15 protein-coding genes are annotated in these 13,402 nt (G+C 71.8%); 9 read left to right on the plus strand and 6 right to left on the minus strand.

What is annotated here, in order from left to right:
* The first annotated feature begins 14 nt into the window (after positions 1 to 14).
* The 6 genes from CRP55_RS46015 to thpR all read left to right on the plus strand — a co-directional run bounded on the left by CRP55_RS46015 (position 15) and on the right by thpR (position 5,331).
* Positions 15 to 1,424, plus strand: a complete 1,410-nt coding sequence (locus CRP55_RS46015; RefSeq protein ID WP_218855040.1) for a DUF4331 domain-containing protein — start codon at positions 15 to 17, stop codon at positions 1,422 to 1,424.
* Between the two features lie 57 nt (positions 1,425 to 1,481).
* Positions 1,482 to 1,904, plus strand: coding sequence for a hypothetical protein (locus tag CRP55_RS46020; RefSeq protein ID WP_143235416.1), 423 nt, complete (start codon positions 1,482 to 1,484; stop codon positions 1,902 to 1,904).
* A 13-nt stretch (positions 1,905 to 1,917) separates the two neighbouring features.
* Positions 1,918 to 2,502 (plus strand): sigma-70 family RNA polymerase sigma factor, encoded by a 585-nt coding sequence (locus CRP55_RS46025; protein ID WP_097328423.1) that lies wholly within the window; start codon positions 1,918 to 1,920, stop codon positions 2,500 to 2,502.
* A 5-nt stretch (positions 2,503 to 2,507) separates the two neighbouring features.
* Positions 2,508 to 3,491 (plus strand): maleylpyruvate isomerase family mycothiol-dependent enzyme, encoded by a 984-nt coding sequence (locus CRP55_RS46030; protein ID WP_179855641.1) that lies wholly within the window; start codon positions 2,508 to 2,510, stop codon positions 3,489 to 3,491.
* 269 nt (positions 3,492 to 3,760) lie between these two features.
* On the plus strand, positions 3,761 to 4,852 hold the full coding sequence (gene sepH / locus CRP55_RS46035) for a septation protein SepH (protein ID WP_097328424.1): 1,092 nt from the start codon (positions 3,761 to 3,763) through the stop codon (positions 4,850 to 4,852).
* A gap of 11 nt (positions 4,853 to 4,863) precedes the next feature.
* Positions 4,864 to 5,331 (plus strand): RNA 2',3'-cyclic phosphodiesterase, encoded by a 468-nt coding sequence (gene thpR / locus CRP55_RS46040; protein WP_179855642.1) that lies wholly within the window; start codon positions 4,864 to 4,866, stop codon positions 5,329 to 5,331.
* On the opposite strand, the gene CRP55_RS46045 is transcribed toward thpR, so the two are convergent.
* Positions 5,312 to 5,893 carry a TetR/AcrR family transcriptional regulator gene (locus tag CRP55_RS46045; RefSeq protein ID WP_097328425.1) on the minus strand — a complete coding sequence of 194 codons (582 nt, stop codon included), beginning with the start codon at positions 5,891 to 5,893 and terminating at the stop codon, positions 5,312 to 5,314. The genes thpR and CRP55_RS46045 overlap by 20 nt on opposite strands.
* 44 nt (positions 5,894 to 5,937) lie before the next feature.
* Here CRP55_RS46045 and CRP55_RS46050 point away from each other — a divergent pair, with 44 nt between their 5' ends.
* Positions 5,938 to 6,255, plus strand: coding sequence for a hypothetical protein (locus tag CRP55_RS46050; protein ID WP_097328426.1), 318 nt, complete (start codon positions 5,938 to 5,940; stop codon positions 6,253 to 6,255).
* Here CRP55_RS46050 and CRP55_RS46055 read toward each other — a convergent pair.
* The 4 genes from CRP55_RS46055 to CRP55_RS46070 form a co-directional block, all read right to left on the minus strand.
* Positions 6,252 to 6,701 (minus strand): hypothetical protein, encoded by a 450-nt coding sequence (locus CRP55_RS46055; RefSeq protein WP_097328427.1) that lies wholly within the window; start codon positions 6,699 to 6,701, stop codon positions 6,252 to 6,254. The two genes, CRP55_RS46050 and CRP55_RS46055, sit on opposite strands and share 4 nt — an antisense overlap.
* A gap of 71 nt (positions 6,702 to 6,772) precedes the next feature.
* The gene (locus CRP55_RS46060; protein ID WP_097328428.1) at positions 6,773 to 8,077 is read right to left on the minus strand and encodes an MFS transporter; all 1,305 of its coding nucleotides are present in this window, start codon (positions 8,075 to 8,077) and stop codon (positions 6,773 to 6,775) included.
* A 70-nt stretch (positions 8,078 to 8,147) separates the two neighbouring features.
* Positions 8,148 to 8,594 carry a MarR family winged helix-turn-helix transcriptional regulator gene (locus CRP55_RS46065; RefSeq protein ID WP_097328429.1) on the minus strand — a complete coding sequence of 149 codons (447 nt, stop codon included), beginning with the start codon at positions 8,592 to 8,594 and terminating at the stop codon, positions 8,148 to 8,150.
* Between the two features lie 61 nt (positions 8,595 to 8,655).
* Complete coding sequence (locus CRP55_RS46070) at positions 8,656 to 10,053, minus strand: NCS2 family permease (protein ID WP_097328430.1); 1,398 nt, start codon at positions 10,051 to 10,053, stop codon at positions 8,656 to 8,658.
* A 211-nt stretch (positions 10,054 to 10,264) separates the two neighbouring features.
* Between CRP55_RS46070 and CRP55_RS46075 the strand changes: the two genes are divergently transcribed.
* Complete coding sequence (locus CRP55_RS46075) at positions 10,265 to 10,510, plus strand: DUF2530 domain-containing protein (RefSeq protein ID WP_097328431.1); 246 nt, start codon at positions 10,265 to 10,267, stop codon at positions 10,508 to 10,510.
* Here the strand turns inward: CRP55_RS46075 and CRP55_RS46080 are convergent.
* Positions 10,507 to 11,328 (minus strand): DUF3027 domain-containing protein, encoded by an 822-nt coding sequence (locus tag CRP55_RS46080; protein WP_179855643.1) that lies wholly within the window; start codon positions 11,326 to 11,328, stop codon positions 10,507 to 10,509. The genes CRP55_RS46075 and CRP55_RS46080 overlap by 4 nt on opposite strands.
* A 104-nt stretch (positions 11,329 to 11,432) precedes the next feature.
* On the opposite strand from CRP55_RS46080, the gene CRP55_RS46085 reads away from it, so the two are divergent.
* Positions 11,433 to 13,310, plus strand: coding sequence for an MFS transporter (locus CRP55_RS46085; RefSeq protein ID WP_097328433.1), 1,878 nt, complete (start codon positions 11,433 to 11,435; stop codon positions 13,308 to 13,310).
* Positions 13,311 to 13,402 lie beyond the last annotated feature (92 nt).

Genomic DNA, 13,402 nt, shown 5'->3' on the forward strand with positions numbered 1-13,402 from the left:
TCAAGGGGGATGTAATGTTCCGACCTCCACATCGCCGGCGCATGCTCGGCGTGGCCGCGGCGGTGACCGCCACGGCCTGCGTCGCCTCGCTGGCGCCGACGGTCACGCAGGCGTCCAGCCACCGGGAGGCGCCGCTGGTCGCCGGCGAGCCTCAGCTGGACAACACCGACGTGTACGCGTTCGTCAGCCCCGACTCGCCCAACACGGTCACGATGATCGGGAACTGGGTGCCGTTCGAGGAGCCCAACGGCGGGCCGAACTTCTACCCGTTCGCCTCCGACGCCGCGTACGACATCAACATCGACAACGACGGTGACGCCCGGGCCGACCTGATCTACCGCTGGACGTTCACCGACAACTACCGCAGCAAGAACACGTATCTCTACAACACCGGCGTGGTCACCTCGCTCGACGATCCCGATCTCAACTACCTGCAGACCTACAAGCTGGAGGCGATCACCGAGTCCGGCAGCCAGGTCCTGATCAACAACGGCCGGGTGGCGCCGTCCCGGGTCGGACCGGCGTCGATGCCCAACTACCAGCAGCTGGCGGATTCGGCGATCACTCCCCTGCCCGGCGGCGGCAAGACCTACGCCGGCCAGGCCGACGACCCGTTCTTCATCGACCTGCGCTTCTTCGACAACTACTTCGGCGGCAACCTGTCGGAGGTCGGCCAGGACACGGTCCGCGGCTACAACACCAACACGCTCGCCATCCAGGTGCCCAAGAGCGTGCTGGCGCTCAAGGGCGACGCCGCCCGCAACCCGGTCGTCGGCGTCTGGGCCACCACGTCGCGGCAGCGCATCGAGGTGGTCGACACGCTGAACAACCGGAACCGGTACGGCGGCTGGCAGCAGGTCTCCCGGCTCGGCATGCCACTGGTGAACGAGGTCGTCATCCCGGTCGGCCGCAAGGACGAGTTCAACGCGACCGCCCCGCGCAACGACGCCAAGTTCCTGCCGTTCGTGACCAGCCCCGAGGTGCCCCGCCGGATCGAGGCCCTCTACAAGATCCCGGCACCGGCCACGCCGCGCAACGACCTGGTCGAGGTGTTCCTGACCGGCGTCTGCAAGGCCTGCGGGCCGGTCGCGGTGGACCTCAACTCGCAGCGGCTCAACAAGGACGTCGACCCGGCCACGTTCGTGCCCAGCGAGCAGCTGCGGCTGAACATGTCGATCCCGCCGGCGGCGAGCCCCAACCGGCTCGGCGTGCTCGGCGGCGACAACGCCGGATTCCCCAACGGCCGCCGGCTGGCCGACGACGTCACCGACGTGACGGTGCGCGTGGCCGAAGGCGTGCTGCTGCCCAACCACCCGGCGGCGGTCGACGGTCTCGGTGACGCGGTCGACGCCAACGCGCTGCCGTTCCGGGCGACGTTCCCCTACGTCGCCACCTCGAACGTCGTCGCGGTGAACCAGAACTGACCGGAGTCCGGACTACCCGGGGCGCTGCACGGCAGCGCCCCGGGGAAGGAGCGCATCGTGAAGCGAGTTGTGGTCGTCGCGCTGGCGGCGACGGTCCTGCTCGGAGCCGCGGCCGTGGTCGTGCGGCGAGTCTGGCCGCCGGAGCAGCGGCTCGTCCTGCCGGCGGTGGAGCAGTTCACGCCGGGCCCCTGCCGGGACGCGGCCGGGGCGGTCCGCTCGCTGGCCCGGCTCACCCACGGCGACGACGTCACGGAACTGTCGTCCGCCGACCGGGCCGAGCTGCGCCGGGCGCAGGACCAGCTGGTCGCGCTCCGGCCCGCGGCTCGGCCGGAGGTCCGCGAGCCGATGGAAGCCGTGATCCTCTCCGTGGGCTACCTGCGGCTGCGGCTCGACAGCCGGACCGCCGAGCCGGGCTATCTGCGTGACGTGGAGACGGCCCGGGCCGCGCTGGAGAAGACATGCGTGAGCGCGCCGAGATGAGGCCGGCGTGGGGATGAGCGTCTTGCGACAGCAGCGTTCCACCGAGGCCGCCCGCGACGACGCGCGACTGCGGGACGAGCTCGCCTACGGCGACGAGGCGGCCTTCACCGACCTCCACGAGCGGTTCGCGCCGCTGGTCTACACGATCGCGGCCCGCATCACCCGGGACGGCCGGGCCGCCGAGGACGTCACCCAGGAGGTCTTCCTGGCCATCTGGCAGCGTCCCCTCGACTACGAGCCGGAGCGGGGCAGCCTGCGCGGCTGGCTGGCCATGATGGCCCACCGTCGCGCGGTCGACCTGGTGCGCCGGGAGGAGGCGCACCGCCGGCGGGCCCTGGACGGCGCCCTGTACGCCGGCGCGGTCAGCCGCGGCGACCCGGTCGGCGACCAGGTCTCGGACAGCGACGCGGCGGAACGGCTCGGCGCGGCGCTCAAGGCCCTGCCCGCGCACCTGAGCCGCGCGATCACCATGGCCTACCTGGAGGGCCGCACCTATCGGGAGGTCGCGGCCGAGCTGGGGGTGCCCGAGGGCACCGCCAAGTCCCGGATGCGCGAGGGTCTGCGCCGCCTCGGCCTGACCTTGCGGGATCAGAGATGAGCAGCATGGACATTCACTCGCTGATCGCGGCGTGGGCGCTGAACGCCTGCTCGCCCGCGGAAGCCGGCCTCGTCGAGGCGCACCTGCCCACCTGTCCGGACTGCGCGCGGGAGGCCCGCCGACTGGTCGAGGTCGTGGCCCGCCTGTCCGGTGCGGACCTGCGGCCGCCGGCCGGCTCGCTGGCCCGGACACGCTCGGCCGCCCGGCGCCGCCGTCCTCCGGCGACGGCGACCGCGGCGTACGCGGCGTCCTACGCGGCCCAGGTCGCGGCGCTGGACCTGCTGCTGACCGATCTCACGGCCGCCGACTGGCGCCGGATCGCCGCGTACGGCGAACTGAGCGTGCACGACCTGGTCGCGCACCTGGCCGCCACCGACGGGCTGATCGCCGGGGTGCTCGGGCTGCCCGTCGAGCCGCTGGGCGACGACCCGGCGACACGCACCGCGGCCGTGCTGGACCGGGAACGCCGGCGGAACCCGGAGCAGACCCGGCGGTCGTGGCGTGCGCAGGCCGACGCGATGTGCCGCTCGGCCCCGGCGAACCCGCCGCTGGGCGTGGCCACGACCGCTCTGGGGCCGCCGCTCTGCCTGCCGGACGCGCTGACCGCCCGGGCCTACGAGACCTGGATCCACCGGGAGGACATCACGGTCGCGACCGGGCGCCGGCCGCTGCCGCCACCACTTCCCGGGCACGTGCGCCTGATGGCCGAGCTGGCCGTCCGGTTCCTGCCCCAGGTCGTGTCCCGGACGGCCGGCCACGTGCGGCTGGAGCTCACCGGCGAGGGCGGCGGCACGTGGAGCGTGCCGCTCGGCCCCTCGCTCGCGGGCGTGTCCCGGCCGGCCGCGGTGGTGACGCTCGACGTGGTCGAGTTCTGCCGGCTGGCCGGTGACCGGCGTGATCCGGACGGCGTCGCCGCCGAGGTGGGCGGGGACACCGGTCTGGCCCGCGAGTTCCTGGCCGCGGTGCCCGCGCTGGCAGTCGTCCCGTGACCCGAAAAACGCAGTGGCGCGAAAGACGCGCTGCGGCCTCGAGTTGCAGCGGGGCCGCGCCGTGAGGCACGGTGGTGCGACAGTGCTGTTGGTCACTGGACGACGCGTACATCCATAGGTTTTTCATGATCATCGCAGCTCAGCGAAGTTGCCCGGCGTGGCTTACCCCCATCGGGTGACCGGGGAGCGTACCGTGTTCCGAAACGCGCCCGGGTGGCTGAGTCTCGGGAGCACGGGCCAAAGCCATTGCGACGGGACGGAGGCAACGCATGCGGCCGGTACGCTTCGTCGCCCTCTCCGAGGACGGTCAGGCCATGGTGCTCGCCGACGAGGTCGGCCGGCTCCTGGCTCTCCCCATCGACGACCGGGTCCACGGTGCGCTCACCCACGAGGGCCACGCCGCCCCCGCGGGCACGGCCGTGGCCGTCATGACGCCCGAGGCGCAGCAGGCCTCACTCTCGCCGCGTGACATCCAGGCGCGCATCCGTCAGGGCGAGTCCGCCGAGGATGTCGCGCGCATCGCCGGCGTCCCGGTCGACCGCGTCCTGCGCTATGCGGGCCCGGTGCTGCAGGAGCGCGCCATGCTGGCGCAGCACGCGCGCCGCACCCGTCTGAAGACGTCGGATTCCGGTGCCCCGCTGGCCGAGGTGGTCGACAGCCGCCTGGCCCAGCACGGCATCGACACCGAGAAGATCTCGTGGGACGCGTTCCGCCGCGAGGACGGCACGTGGCGCATCGTCGCCACCTGGCCGTCCGGCAAGGCCACGGCGCAGGCCATCTGGGACCTCGACAAGGGCCGCCAGGTCGTCTCGCCGCACGACGACATGGCGCAATACCTGTGCGCCGAGCGCCCCACCCAGATCCTGGGCCAGGAGCCCGCGCCCGAGCGCGCCTTCACCGAGCGGGGCGGCCACGGCCTGCCCGGCCCGGCCCGCTCCACCGAGCCCGCCCGCGGCGGCCACGGCCTGCCCGCGGCCGAGACGCCCGCGCAGCGCCCGGCCCGCGACCCGATCCGCGCCGGCCGCGACGCCCTGCTCGCCTCGCTCGACCGCCCGCTGGGCCAGACGCCCGGCCGCAGCCTCGACAGTGGCCCGGCCGAGCAGCGCCGCCCGGTCGCCGGTGGCGCCGCCGCCCTGCTCGGCGGCGGTTCCGGCTCGGCCTTCGACGAGGATTCCGACCTCCCCAAGGAGGTTCCGGCCGTCCCGTCGCTCGCCGTGCTGCGCCCGCGGCGCACGGTCGGCCAGCAGACCGGCGGCCAGCAGGCCTCCTCCGAGGCCGACGAGGCCAAGCCGCGCAAGCGCCTCCCGAGCTGGGACGACGTGCTCTTCGGCGGTGGGCCCGCGGCCCGCGAGTCGTCCTGAACCGTCTTTTCGTGGCGGTCTTCCCTCCGCCCGGCGAGATTCACGCCCTCCAGCGCGCCCTGCCGAGCGGCGGCCGCGTCTCGCCGACCGGGAAATGGCACGTCACCCTGGCCTTCCTGGGCGACGTGCCGTCACCGGAGCCGGTGGCCGCGGTCCTGGCCGCGGTGCGCTCCCCCGGCCCGTTCACGCTGCGCCTGGCCGGCGGCGGCCGCTTCGGCAAGGCCGAGTGGCTGGGCGTCGAGGGCGACCGGGAGCAGCTCACCGCGCTGCACACGCACATCCGCGACGACCTGGCCGCGGCCGGCTACCCACTCGAGGACCGTCCGTTCCACCCGCACCTGACCGTCTCGTACCACGCCGACGGCCGTCTGCGGAAAGCCCTGAGCAACTACGTGGGCTCGCCCTGGCCGGTGACCGAGTTTTCCCTGGTCCTGAGCCACAACGGCCAGTACGAGAAGATCAGCTCCTGGCCGCTGTAGCCCGGATGCCGTCGAGCAACAGCCGCAGGCCGTAGTCGAACTGCTCGGCCGAGCCGACCACCGGCGTCTCCCCTCGCAGCGCCTCGTTGACCTGATGCCAGCGGTCGTCCGGCGCCCCGGCCTCGACCGCCATCCGGAGACCGGCGGCCGAATAGGCGATCAGCGCCTGCGATGCCTTGACCACGTCGGCGGGGCCGAGACCGGCCTCGGCCAGGGCCGCCATGATGGCCGCGGCGAGCCTGCGCCCGGCCGGCCCGAGCGGCGGCCGCGAGGCGATGTGCTCGGCAACGCCCGGATGCCGCAGCGCGGCCTCGCGAACGCCGGTCAGCACGGCCCGGATGCGCTGGTCCCACGGTTCGCTCTCCGCGGGCACGGCGACCTCTTCGACGGCCGAGTCGGCGACCGCGTCGAGCAGAGCCCGCCGATTGGGATAGTGGCGATAGATCGCCATCGGATCGCAGGCCAGGGTGGCCGCGATGCGGCGCATGGACATCGCGCTCGCACCCTCGCGATCACCCAGGGCCAGGGTCGCCTGGGCTATCACCGCGGGAGTCAACGCCATGATCAGGAGTCTACGGTGTAGACAGCAGGGTCTACGCTGTAGACATGCGTCTCCTCAATGCGGGCCGCCTCGTCGCGGCCGTTCTCAGCCTCACGACGTTCGTCTACCTCTTCGTGCACGACTCCTGGAGGGCGGACAACCTCTTCCTCGTGCCCGATCTCATCCTGGTCGCCGCCCTGGCGGTGGCGGCGGCCCTGCCCGCCCGGCACGCCGCCGTCGCCCTTCCGGTGGCTTTCGCCTACGCCGGGGGCGTTCTGGCCACCTCGGTGGCGTCCTACGCCGTGCGGTCCGAACTGGGACTGCCGAGCCTGGCCGGCGCGGTCACGGCACTAGCGCTGGCCCGGACGAGAAGAACCGCCTAGCGGAGCTCCAGGCCGGCCGCTTCCAGCTCGCCCTCGACACGGACCCGCTCCAACTCGCGGTCGAATCCCTCCAAGGGGCGCAGATTTTCCCGTACGCCGAGGCACTCGCAGGCCATGCAGAGGCGCTCGTCGTACGCCGTCAACACCGCCGCCGTCCACTTCCGTGAACCCAGCGACAGGCCACCGCGCTGCTCGCGGTGCAGGCGGCGCAGGTCGAAGGCGAGCTGCTCGATCGGGGCCGGACCACGCCGGGCCAGCGCCGCGACGGGGTCGTTGCGCTGCAGGTGCCGGTCGAGAAGGTGCAGCTCACGGCCGTCGGGGGAGTTTCGGGCCGTGTCTGCCCGCCGGCGGGCCTCGTCGCGCCGGATCGCTGCCGCCACCGCGTACGGGACGGAGATCAGAACGACAAGGGCCGCCGTGAGCACAGCAATGTGCGCGAGGGCCACCAGAAGACGCTAAGTCGCAGGCGCCCCGAACTGGAATACCCGTTCGGCGGACTTCTCCTGCCAAATACCCGTCAGGCGGCTTTCGCGAGCTCCGGCTCCGAGCCCTCGGCCGACGGCACCAGGGCAAGACGCGGGCGGGGCCGCAGGGTCATCTCGAGCCGCTCCCCGCTGCTGCGCAGCTGCCAGACCAGGGCGACGGCCGAGGCCACGAAGCAGACGATGCCCGCCACCCAGATGCTCGACGCCACCCCGTACCGCTCGCCCCACCAGCCGGCCAGGGAGGCCCCGATCGGCGTGGTGCCGAGGAAGACCAGCACGTAGAGCGCCATGACCCGGCCCCGGAACTTGGGGTCGACGCCCATCTGGACGCGGTGGTTGGCCGCCTGGGCCAGGAAGATCGAGAAGAAGCCGGTCGGGAAGAGCACGATCATCGCGACCACGAAGTTGGGCGTGAAGCCCACCGCGAACTCGAGCACGCTGAAGATCAGCGCGGCGCCGATGACCAGGTAGACGCTGGGCCGCTTGCGGCGCGCGCTGCCGGCCAAGGCCCCGCAGAGCGATCCGGCCGCGAGCGCCGTGGTGAGCAGGCCGAACGACGACGCCCCGGCGTTGAAGTTGATTTTCGCCAGGGCGGCGAGGGTGACCGGGAAGTTGAAGCCGATCATGCCGATGACGGCCATCAGGCAGATCGGCACCATGAGGTCGGGGCGCCGGTAGGCGTACTTCAGCCCGTCCAGGATGCGGGTGTCCTTCTTGCCGGGCGGGGCCGATCGCAGCAGCTCGTGCGCGCGCATCGCGGTGTAGCTGAACACCGGCGCGATCGACAGCGCGGTCGCGATCAGGAAGACCGGACCGGTGCCGAAGAGGGCCAGGGCCACACCGGCCAGGGCCGGGCCGCCCACGCGGGCGGTGTTGAAGGTGGCCGCCGACAGCGCCAGCGCGTTCGGCAGCAGGGGCATCTCGACCAGCTCGGAGACGAACGACTGGCGGACCGGCGTCTCGATGGAGTTCGCGATGCCGAAAAGCCCGGCGAACAGGAACACGTGCCAGAGCACGACGTGCCCCGAGGCGACCAGGATCGCGAAGACGATCGCGGTGACCGCGAAGACGGCGTTCGCGGCGACCAGCAGCTTGCGCTTGTCGTAGCGGTCGGCGAGCTTGCCGCCCCACAGGGTGAGCAGGAGGACGGGCAGGAATTGGAGGGCGGTCACGGCCCCGAGGGCGCCCGGCGAGTTGTTCGACAGGTCGAGGACCAGCCAGTCCTGCGCGGTGAACATCATCCACACGCCGACGAGCTTGACGAGCTGGCCGACGGTGAACAGCCGGTAGTTGCGAACCTTCAGGGACCGGAAGGTGGTGTTGAGCACTGACCGCACTGGGTGGTGCCTCCTGTTCGGTCGTACGCGTCATCGTCACGTGACGAAGCAGCGCGCCGAACCGGACCGGTCAGGCTTGCGCGAGCCGTTGCAGGATCCGCGTGGCCTGCGCCAGCGTCTCCTGTTCCTCCTCGGTGAGCTCGGCCAGCTGCGACGCCAGCCACTCGTTCCGAGCCTTTTCGAACTGGGCGAAGACCGCCCGGCCCTGCTCCGTGGGGGCCAGGATCACCTGGCGCCCGTCGGTCGGGTGCGGGGAACGCACAACCAGACCCCGGTCCTCCAGCTTGCCGACGATCTTGGTCATCGTCGGCGGCTGGACCCGCTCGACATCGGCGAGCTCACGAGGAGTCAGCGCCCCGGCCAGCTGCAAGCTGGTCAGCGCGGACAACTGACTGGTCGTCAGGTCGCCGATCGGGCGGGCCTGCCGGACGCGCCGGCTCAGCCGCTGGATCGCCTCACGCAGCGTCTTGGCCAGCTCCTGCGCTGTGCCTTGATCAGCCGCCACCGGCCACTCCATCACGATTCTTAGCCTAGCTAATGAGCTTGGCTAACGACATTGATTTCGCGTGTAACCGCCGTTACAGGATCCAGCTCTCCAGCGGACCCCTCAAGAAGTACAGGACGAACAGGACCGCGACGCCATACAGGATCGGGTGGATCTCGCGGGCCCGGCCCGTCGCGATCTTGAGGACGGCGTACGTGATGACGCCCGCCCCGATGCCGTTCGAGATCGAGTACGTGAACGGCATGAAGGTGATCGTGAGGAAGGCCGGGATCGCGATCGTGTAGTCGGTCCAGTCGATCTGCCGGATCGACAGGATCATCAGGAAGCCGACCACCACCAGTGCGGTCGACGCCGCCTCGAACGGCACCACCGAGACCAGCGGCGACAGGAACATCGCGAGCAGGAAGAGCACGCCGGTGACCAGGTTGGCGGCGCCGGTGCGGGCGCCCTCGCCGACGCCGGCCGCGCTCTCGATGTATGAGGTGTTGCTGGACACGCTGGCCGCGCCACCGGCGGCCGCCGCCACCGAGTCGACGAGCAGGATCTCCCGCGTCCGCGGCGGGTTGCCGTCGGCGTCGAGCAGCTCACCCTCCTGGCCGACCGCGACCATGGTGCCCATCGTGTCGAAGAAGTCGGTGATCAGCAGGCTGAAGATGAACATGATCACGACCAGCCAGCCGGCCCGCGACCACGAGTCGAGCACGTTGAAGTGGCCGATCAGCGAGAAGTCGGGCGAGCTGACGATCTTCTCGGGCAGCTTCGGCACGTTCAGCGACCACGTCTTCGGGTGGGCGATCGCCTCCACGATGATCGCCAGGACGGTGCTGCCGAGGATGCCGATCAGGATGGCCCCGCGCACCTTGCGCACGAAGAGGATCAAGGTGAAGAGCAGGCCGACCACGAAGACGAAGGTGGGCCAGCCGGCCGGTTTGCCGCCGATGCCCAGCTCCACCGGCACCGTCGAGTTCGCCGCGTCCGGCACCCGGCGCACGAAGCCCGCGTCGACCAGGCCGACGATCATCAGGAACAGGCCGATGCCCACACCGATCGCCGTCTTGAGCTGCGTCGGCACCGCCCGGAAGACCAGCGTCCGCAGGCCGGTGAGCACCAGGATCGCGATCAGCACACCCTCGATGACGACCAGGCCCATCGCGTCGGCCCAGGTCATCTCGGGAGCGATCTCGTACGCCACCAGGGCGTTGACGCCGAGGCCGGCGGCCAGCGCCAGCGGGAACCGGGCGACCACACCCATCAGGATCGTCATCACGCCGGCGACCAGCGCCGTACCCGCGGCCAGGGCCGCGATCGGCAGCGTCTTGTTGTCGCCGTCGATGCCTCCGCCGAGGATCAGCGGGTTGAGCACCACGATGTAGGCCATCGTGAAGAAGGTGGCCAGGCCACCGCGGATCTCGCGCCCCAGCGTCGAACCCCGGGCCGAGATCTCGAAGAAGCGGTCGAACGCGGTGAGCATGCGCAACCTTCCCGATCATCAAATTGAGAATCATTCGCGACGGTGGAGACCATGCGACCGACCTACGGCTTGGCGGGGCTCGAGGTCGGTCGCGAATGATCCTCAATGTCGGAGGTCATGCTCTCAGCAACAATGACCAGCGCAAAAACGAAACGATGTCGGCCCGGTCACAAGACCCCACCGGTGATCTCCGCACACCTATCCTGGCGAAGTGACTGAACGCAAGCCCCCGGTCGAGCCGCTGGACCCACCCATGGTCCCCTTCGCGCTCGCCGGCCTGGCCGGTTTCGCCATCGCCGCCCTGATCGTGTGGCTGGCCGACGGACCGGACCGCTGGCTGGAGATCTGTATCGCGGGCTTCCTGGTCGGCATCCCCGGCCTGATCACGATGATCGTGCACGACCGGCACCGGAAGCGGCGCCGGTCGATCACCCACGCGGAGTTCACCGTGAACTAACTGTGGCCGAGCTCCTCGGCCGGCTCGCTGTCCTCGACCGAGCCGTGGCCGCGGCTCACCGCGACCGACTCGACCTCGCTGTCGTCGTAGACCGTCGGCAGCTCCTCGACCGGCTGCTCCGCCGTGCCGAGCAGGGCCTCCGAGTGGGCGCCGCAGCCGTGGTCGGAGCTGACCGCGCGGCCGTCGTCGGGCGCGTAGAGGTTGCCGCAGACGCCGAACATGGAGCGCAGGGACCCGGCCAGCGGCAGGTAGAAGCCGCAGGTGCCGCAGCGGGCGTTGCGCGGCGCGGCGACCGATATCGGCGCCTCCGGGCCGGACTCACCGTCGTACCACCGCTGTGCCGTCTCGATCCGCCCCTCGCGCGACATCACGCGGGACCGGCCGAGGCCGAGCTCCCAGCTGACCTCCTCGACCGCGGGGTCGTCGCTGAGCACATAGCCCTGAGCGAGCCGGTCGTCGTCGGGCGCGGTCGGCATGAGGTCGCCGACGCCGAGGTCGCCCGGCTGCACCCGCTCGTTCCACGGCACCCAGCCGGGGGCGAGCAGCGCGTCGGGGCCGGGCAGCAGCACGGTCTCGCAAACCGTGACATGCCGGCTGCGCGGCACGCGGGTCACCGTGACGGCCCAGCGCCAGCCGCGGTAGCCGGCCAGGTGGCTCTCGAAGAAATGGGTCACCACGCGGTCGCCCTCGGCGATCGCTTCCAGGTGCTCCCCGACATCCTCGGGATCCACCTCGGTGATTGCTCCGCGCGCCACACCGACCGCATCGGCGCAAACTTGGTCGAGTCGGGCGGCGCGTGTGGTGGTCCGAGTCGTCACGTATCCATTGTCCCCTACCGGTGCGGTTGATCCGCAACGACTCCCCCGGATTGCGCGCGCACGGAACGGGACAGCGCTGGCCCCGATCAGTCAGGATGGAGCCCATGGCTGTGCTTCCCTCTCTCGGGCGCGCCGTCGGCTCCGGCATCAAGGCCGCCCGCCTGATGGTGCGCGGCTCCGTGCGCGGCGGGGCATGGGCGACCAGGAGGGTCGGCACGGCCCGGGCCAAGGGCGCGGCCAACGAAGTCGGCATGATCCGCCTCTTCGACCTGCACGCGATCTCCTGCGCCGGCGACACCCTGATCGCGATCGGCCTGGCCGGCACGATCTTCTTCAACGTCCCGCTCGGCGAGGCCCGCAGCAACGTCGCCCTCTACCTGCTGATCACGATGGTCCCGTTCGCCCTGCTCGCGCCCGTGGTCGGCCCGCTGCTCGACCATTTCCGGCACGGCCGCCGCTACGCGCTCGCGGTCACCATGCTGGGCCGCGCCTTCCTGGCCTACGTGATCTCCGATCACCTTTTCGGCTGGGGCCTCTATCCTGCCGTCTTCGGGGTGCTCGCGCTTTCCCGGGCGTACGGCGTGGCCCGCTCGGCCGCCGTCCCCAGGCTCCTGCCCGAGGGCGTGGGACTGTCACAGGTCGGCGCCCGGGCCAGCGTCTACGGCACCTTCGCCGGGGCCGTGGTCGCCCCGCTCGGCCTGCTCGCCTTCAAGATCGGCCCGCAGTGGCCCCTGCGCGTGGCGGCCATCCTCTTCGTCGTCGGCATGGTCATCTCCCTGCGCCTGCCACCCCGCGCCGACTCCGACCCGCCCGAGGCCGTCCCCCGCCCCTGGCGGGCCATGCTGCGCCTGGGCCGCGGCGAGGACAGGCCGCTGGCCGGCCGGCTGGTGATCTCCACCCTGGTCGGCAGCGCCAGCCTGCGCCTGCTGTACGGCTTCACGCTGCTCTACCTGGCCTTCGTCATCATGGCGAACGACCTCGACACGACGGTCCTGGGCAACGACGTCGGCAACAAGGGCGCGGTCGGCGTGATCGGCGGCGCCCTGGCCATCGGCACGTTCCTGTCCACGGCCGTCGGCACCCGCCTGCGCATCCGCCGCCCCCTGGCCCTCCAGTCGGCCGGCCTGATGATCACCGCCGGCGCCGGCGTGCTGGCCACCCTCTTCTACAGCCTGGCCACGGTGACGCTGCTGGCCTTGACGGTCGCCATCTTCAGCGGCATCGCCAAGCTGGCCGTCGACGCCACCATCCAGGAGCGGGTCCCGGAGCGCCTGCGCGCGAGCGCCTTCTCCCACTCCGAAACCGTCCTGATGATCGCCTGGGTCATCGGCGGCGGCATAGGCCTGATCCCCCTGCCCGGCCGCGTCGGAGTGGCCTTGGCCACTCTCCTGGCCGTGGCCGCGGCCACCCGAGCCGCCTTCGTAGCGGCCCGCCTCCACAACGAACGCCTGAGCGGCCGAGCCGGCGACCCCTCCCCCGAGCCGGTCCCCGCGGCAGCCACGGGCCCCAGCGCTCCCCCATCCGCAGCCCCCGGCTCAGCCGCAACCGGCTCCGCAGCCCGAAACTCAGCCAGCGCCGGCTCCGCCGGCCGGGGCTCAGCCGGCGCGGCGGGCCCCAGCGCGGCCACTGCGGGCTTCGGGCCCTCCTCCGAGCCCACCGACCCGTGGCCGGACGCTCCCACCATCCCCGAGCACACCCGGCCGAACTCGCCGGCGGCCCCACGAGGCCACCAGGCCGACCCACCCACCCGCGTCGACCCCCTCACCAGGGTCGACCCGGACGCCGGCAAGAAGCGCTGGTTCGGCCGCGGCAAGGCCAAACCCACCCCGCCTCCGCCGCCCCCTACGCCCGCGCCCAGCCCCGAGCCGCCGGCGCCGCAGCCCGCGACCGCCCCACCCGGCTTCCACGTCTACCGCCCTTCTTCCGCCGACCACCCGACCAACGGCTCGGCCACAGCTGACGACGACTTCGACAACCGCTGACACAGGCCGAGCGCAAGGTTGTCCACAGTCGCCGGCTTGTCCACAGGCCGCCGCACGATCTTGGGCAAGCGCGGGAGAATGGCTGTGCGCCT

It is taken from the genome of Paractinoplanes atraurantiacus, assembly GCF_900215205.1.
GTDB lineage: Bacteria > Actinomycetota > Actinomycetes > Mycobacteriales > Micromonosporaceae > Actinoplanes > Actinoplanes atraurantiacus.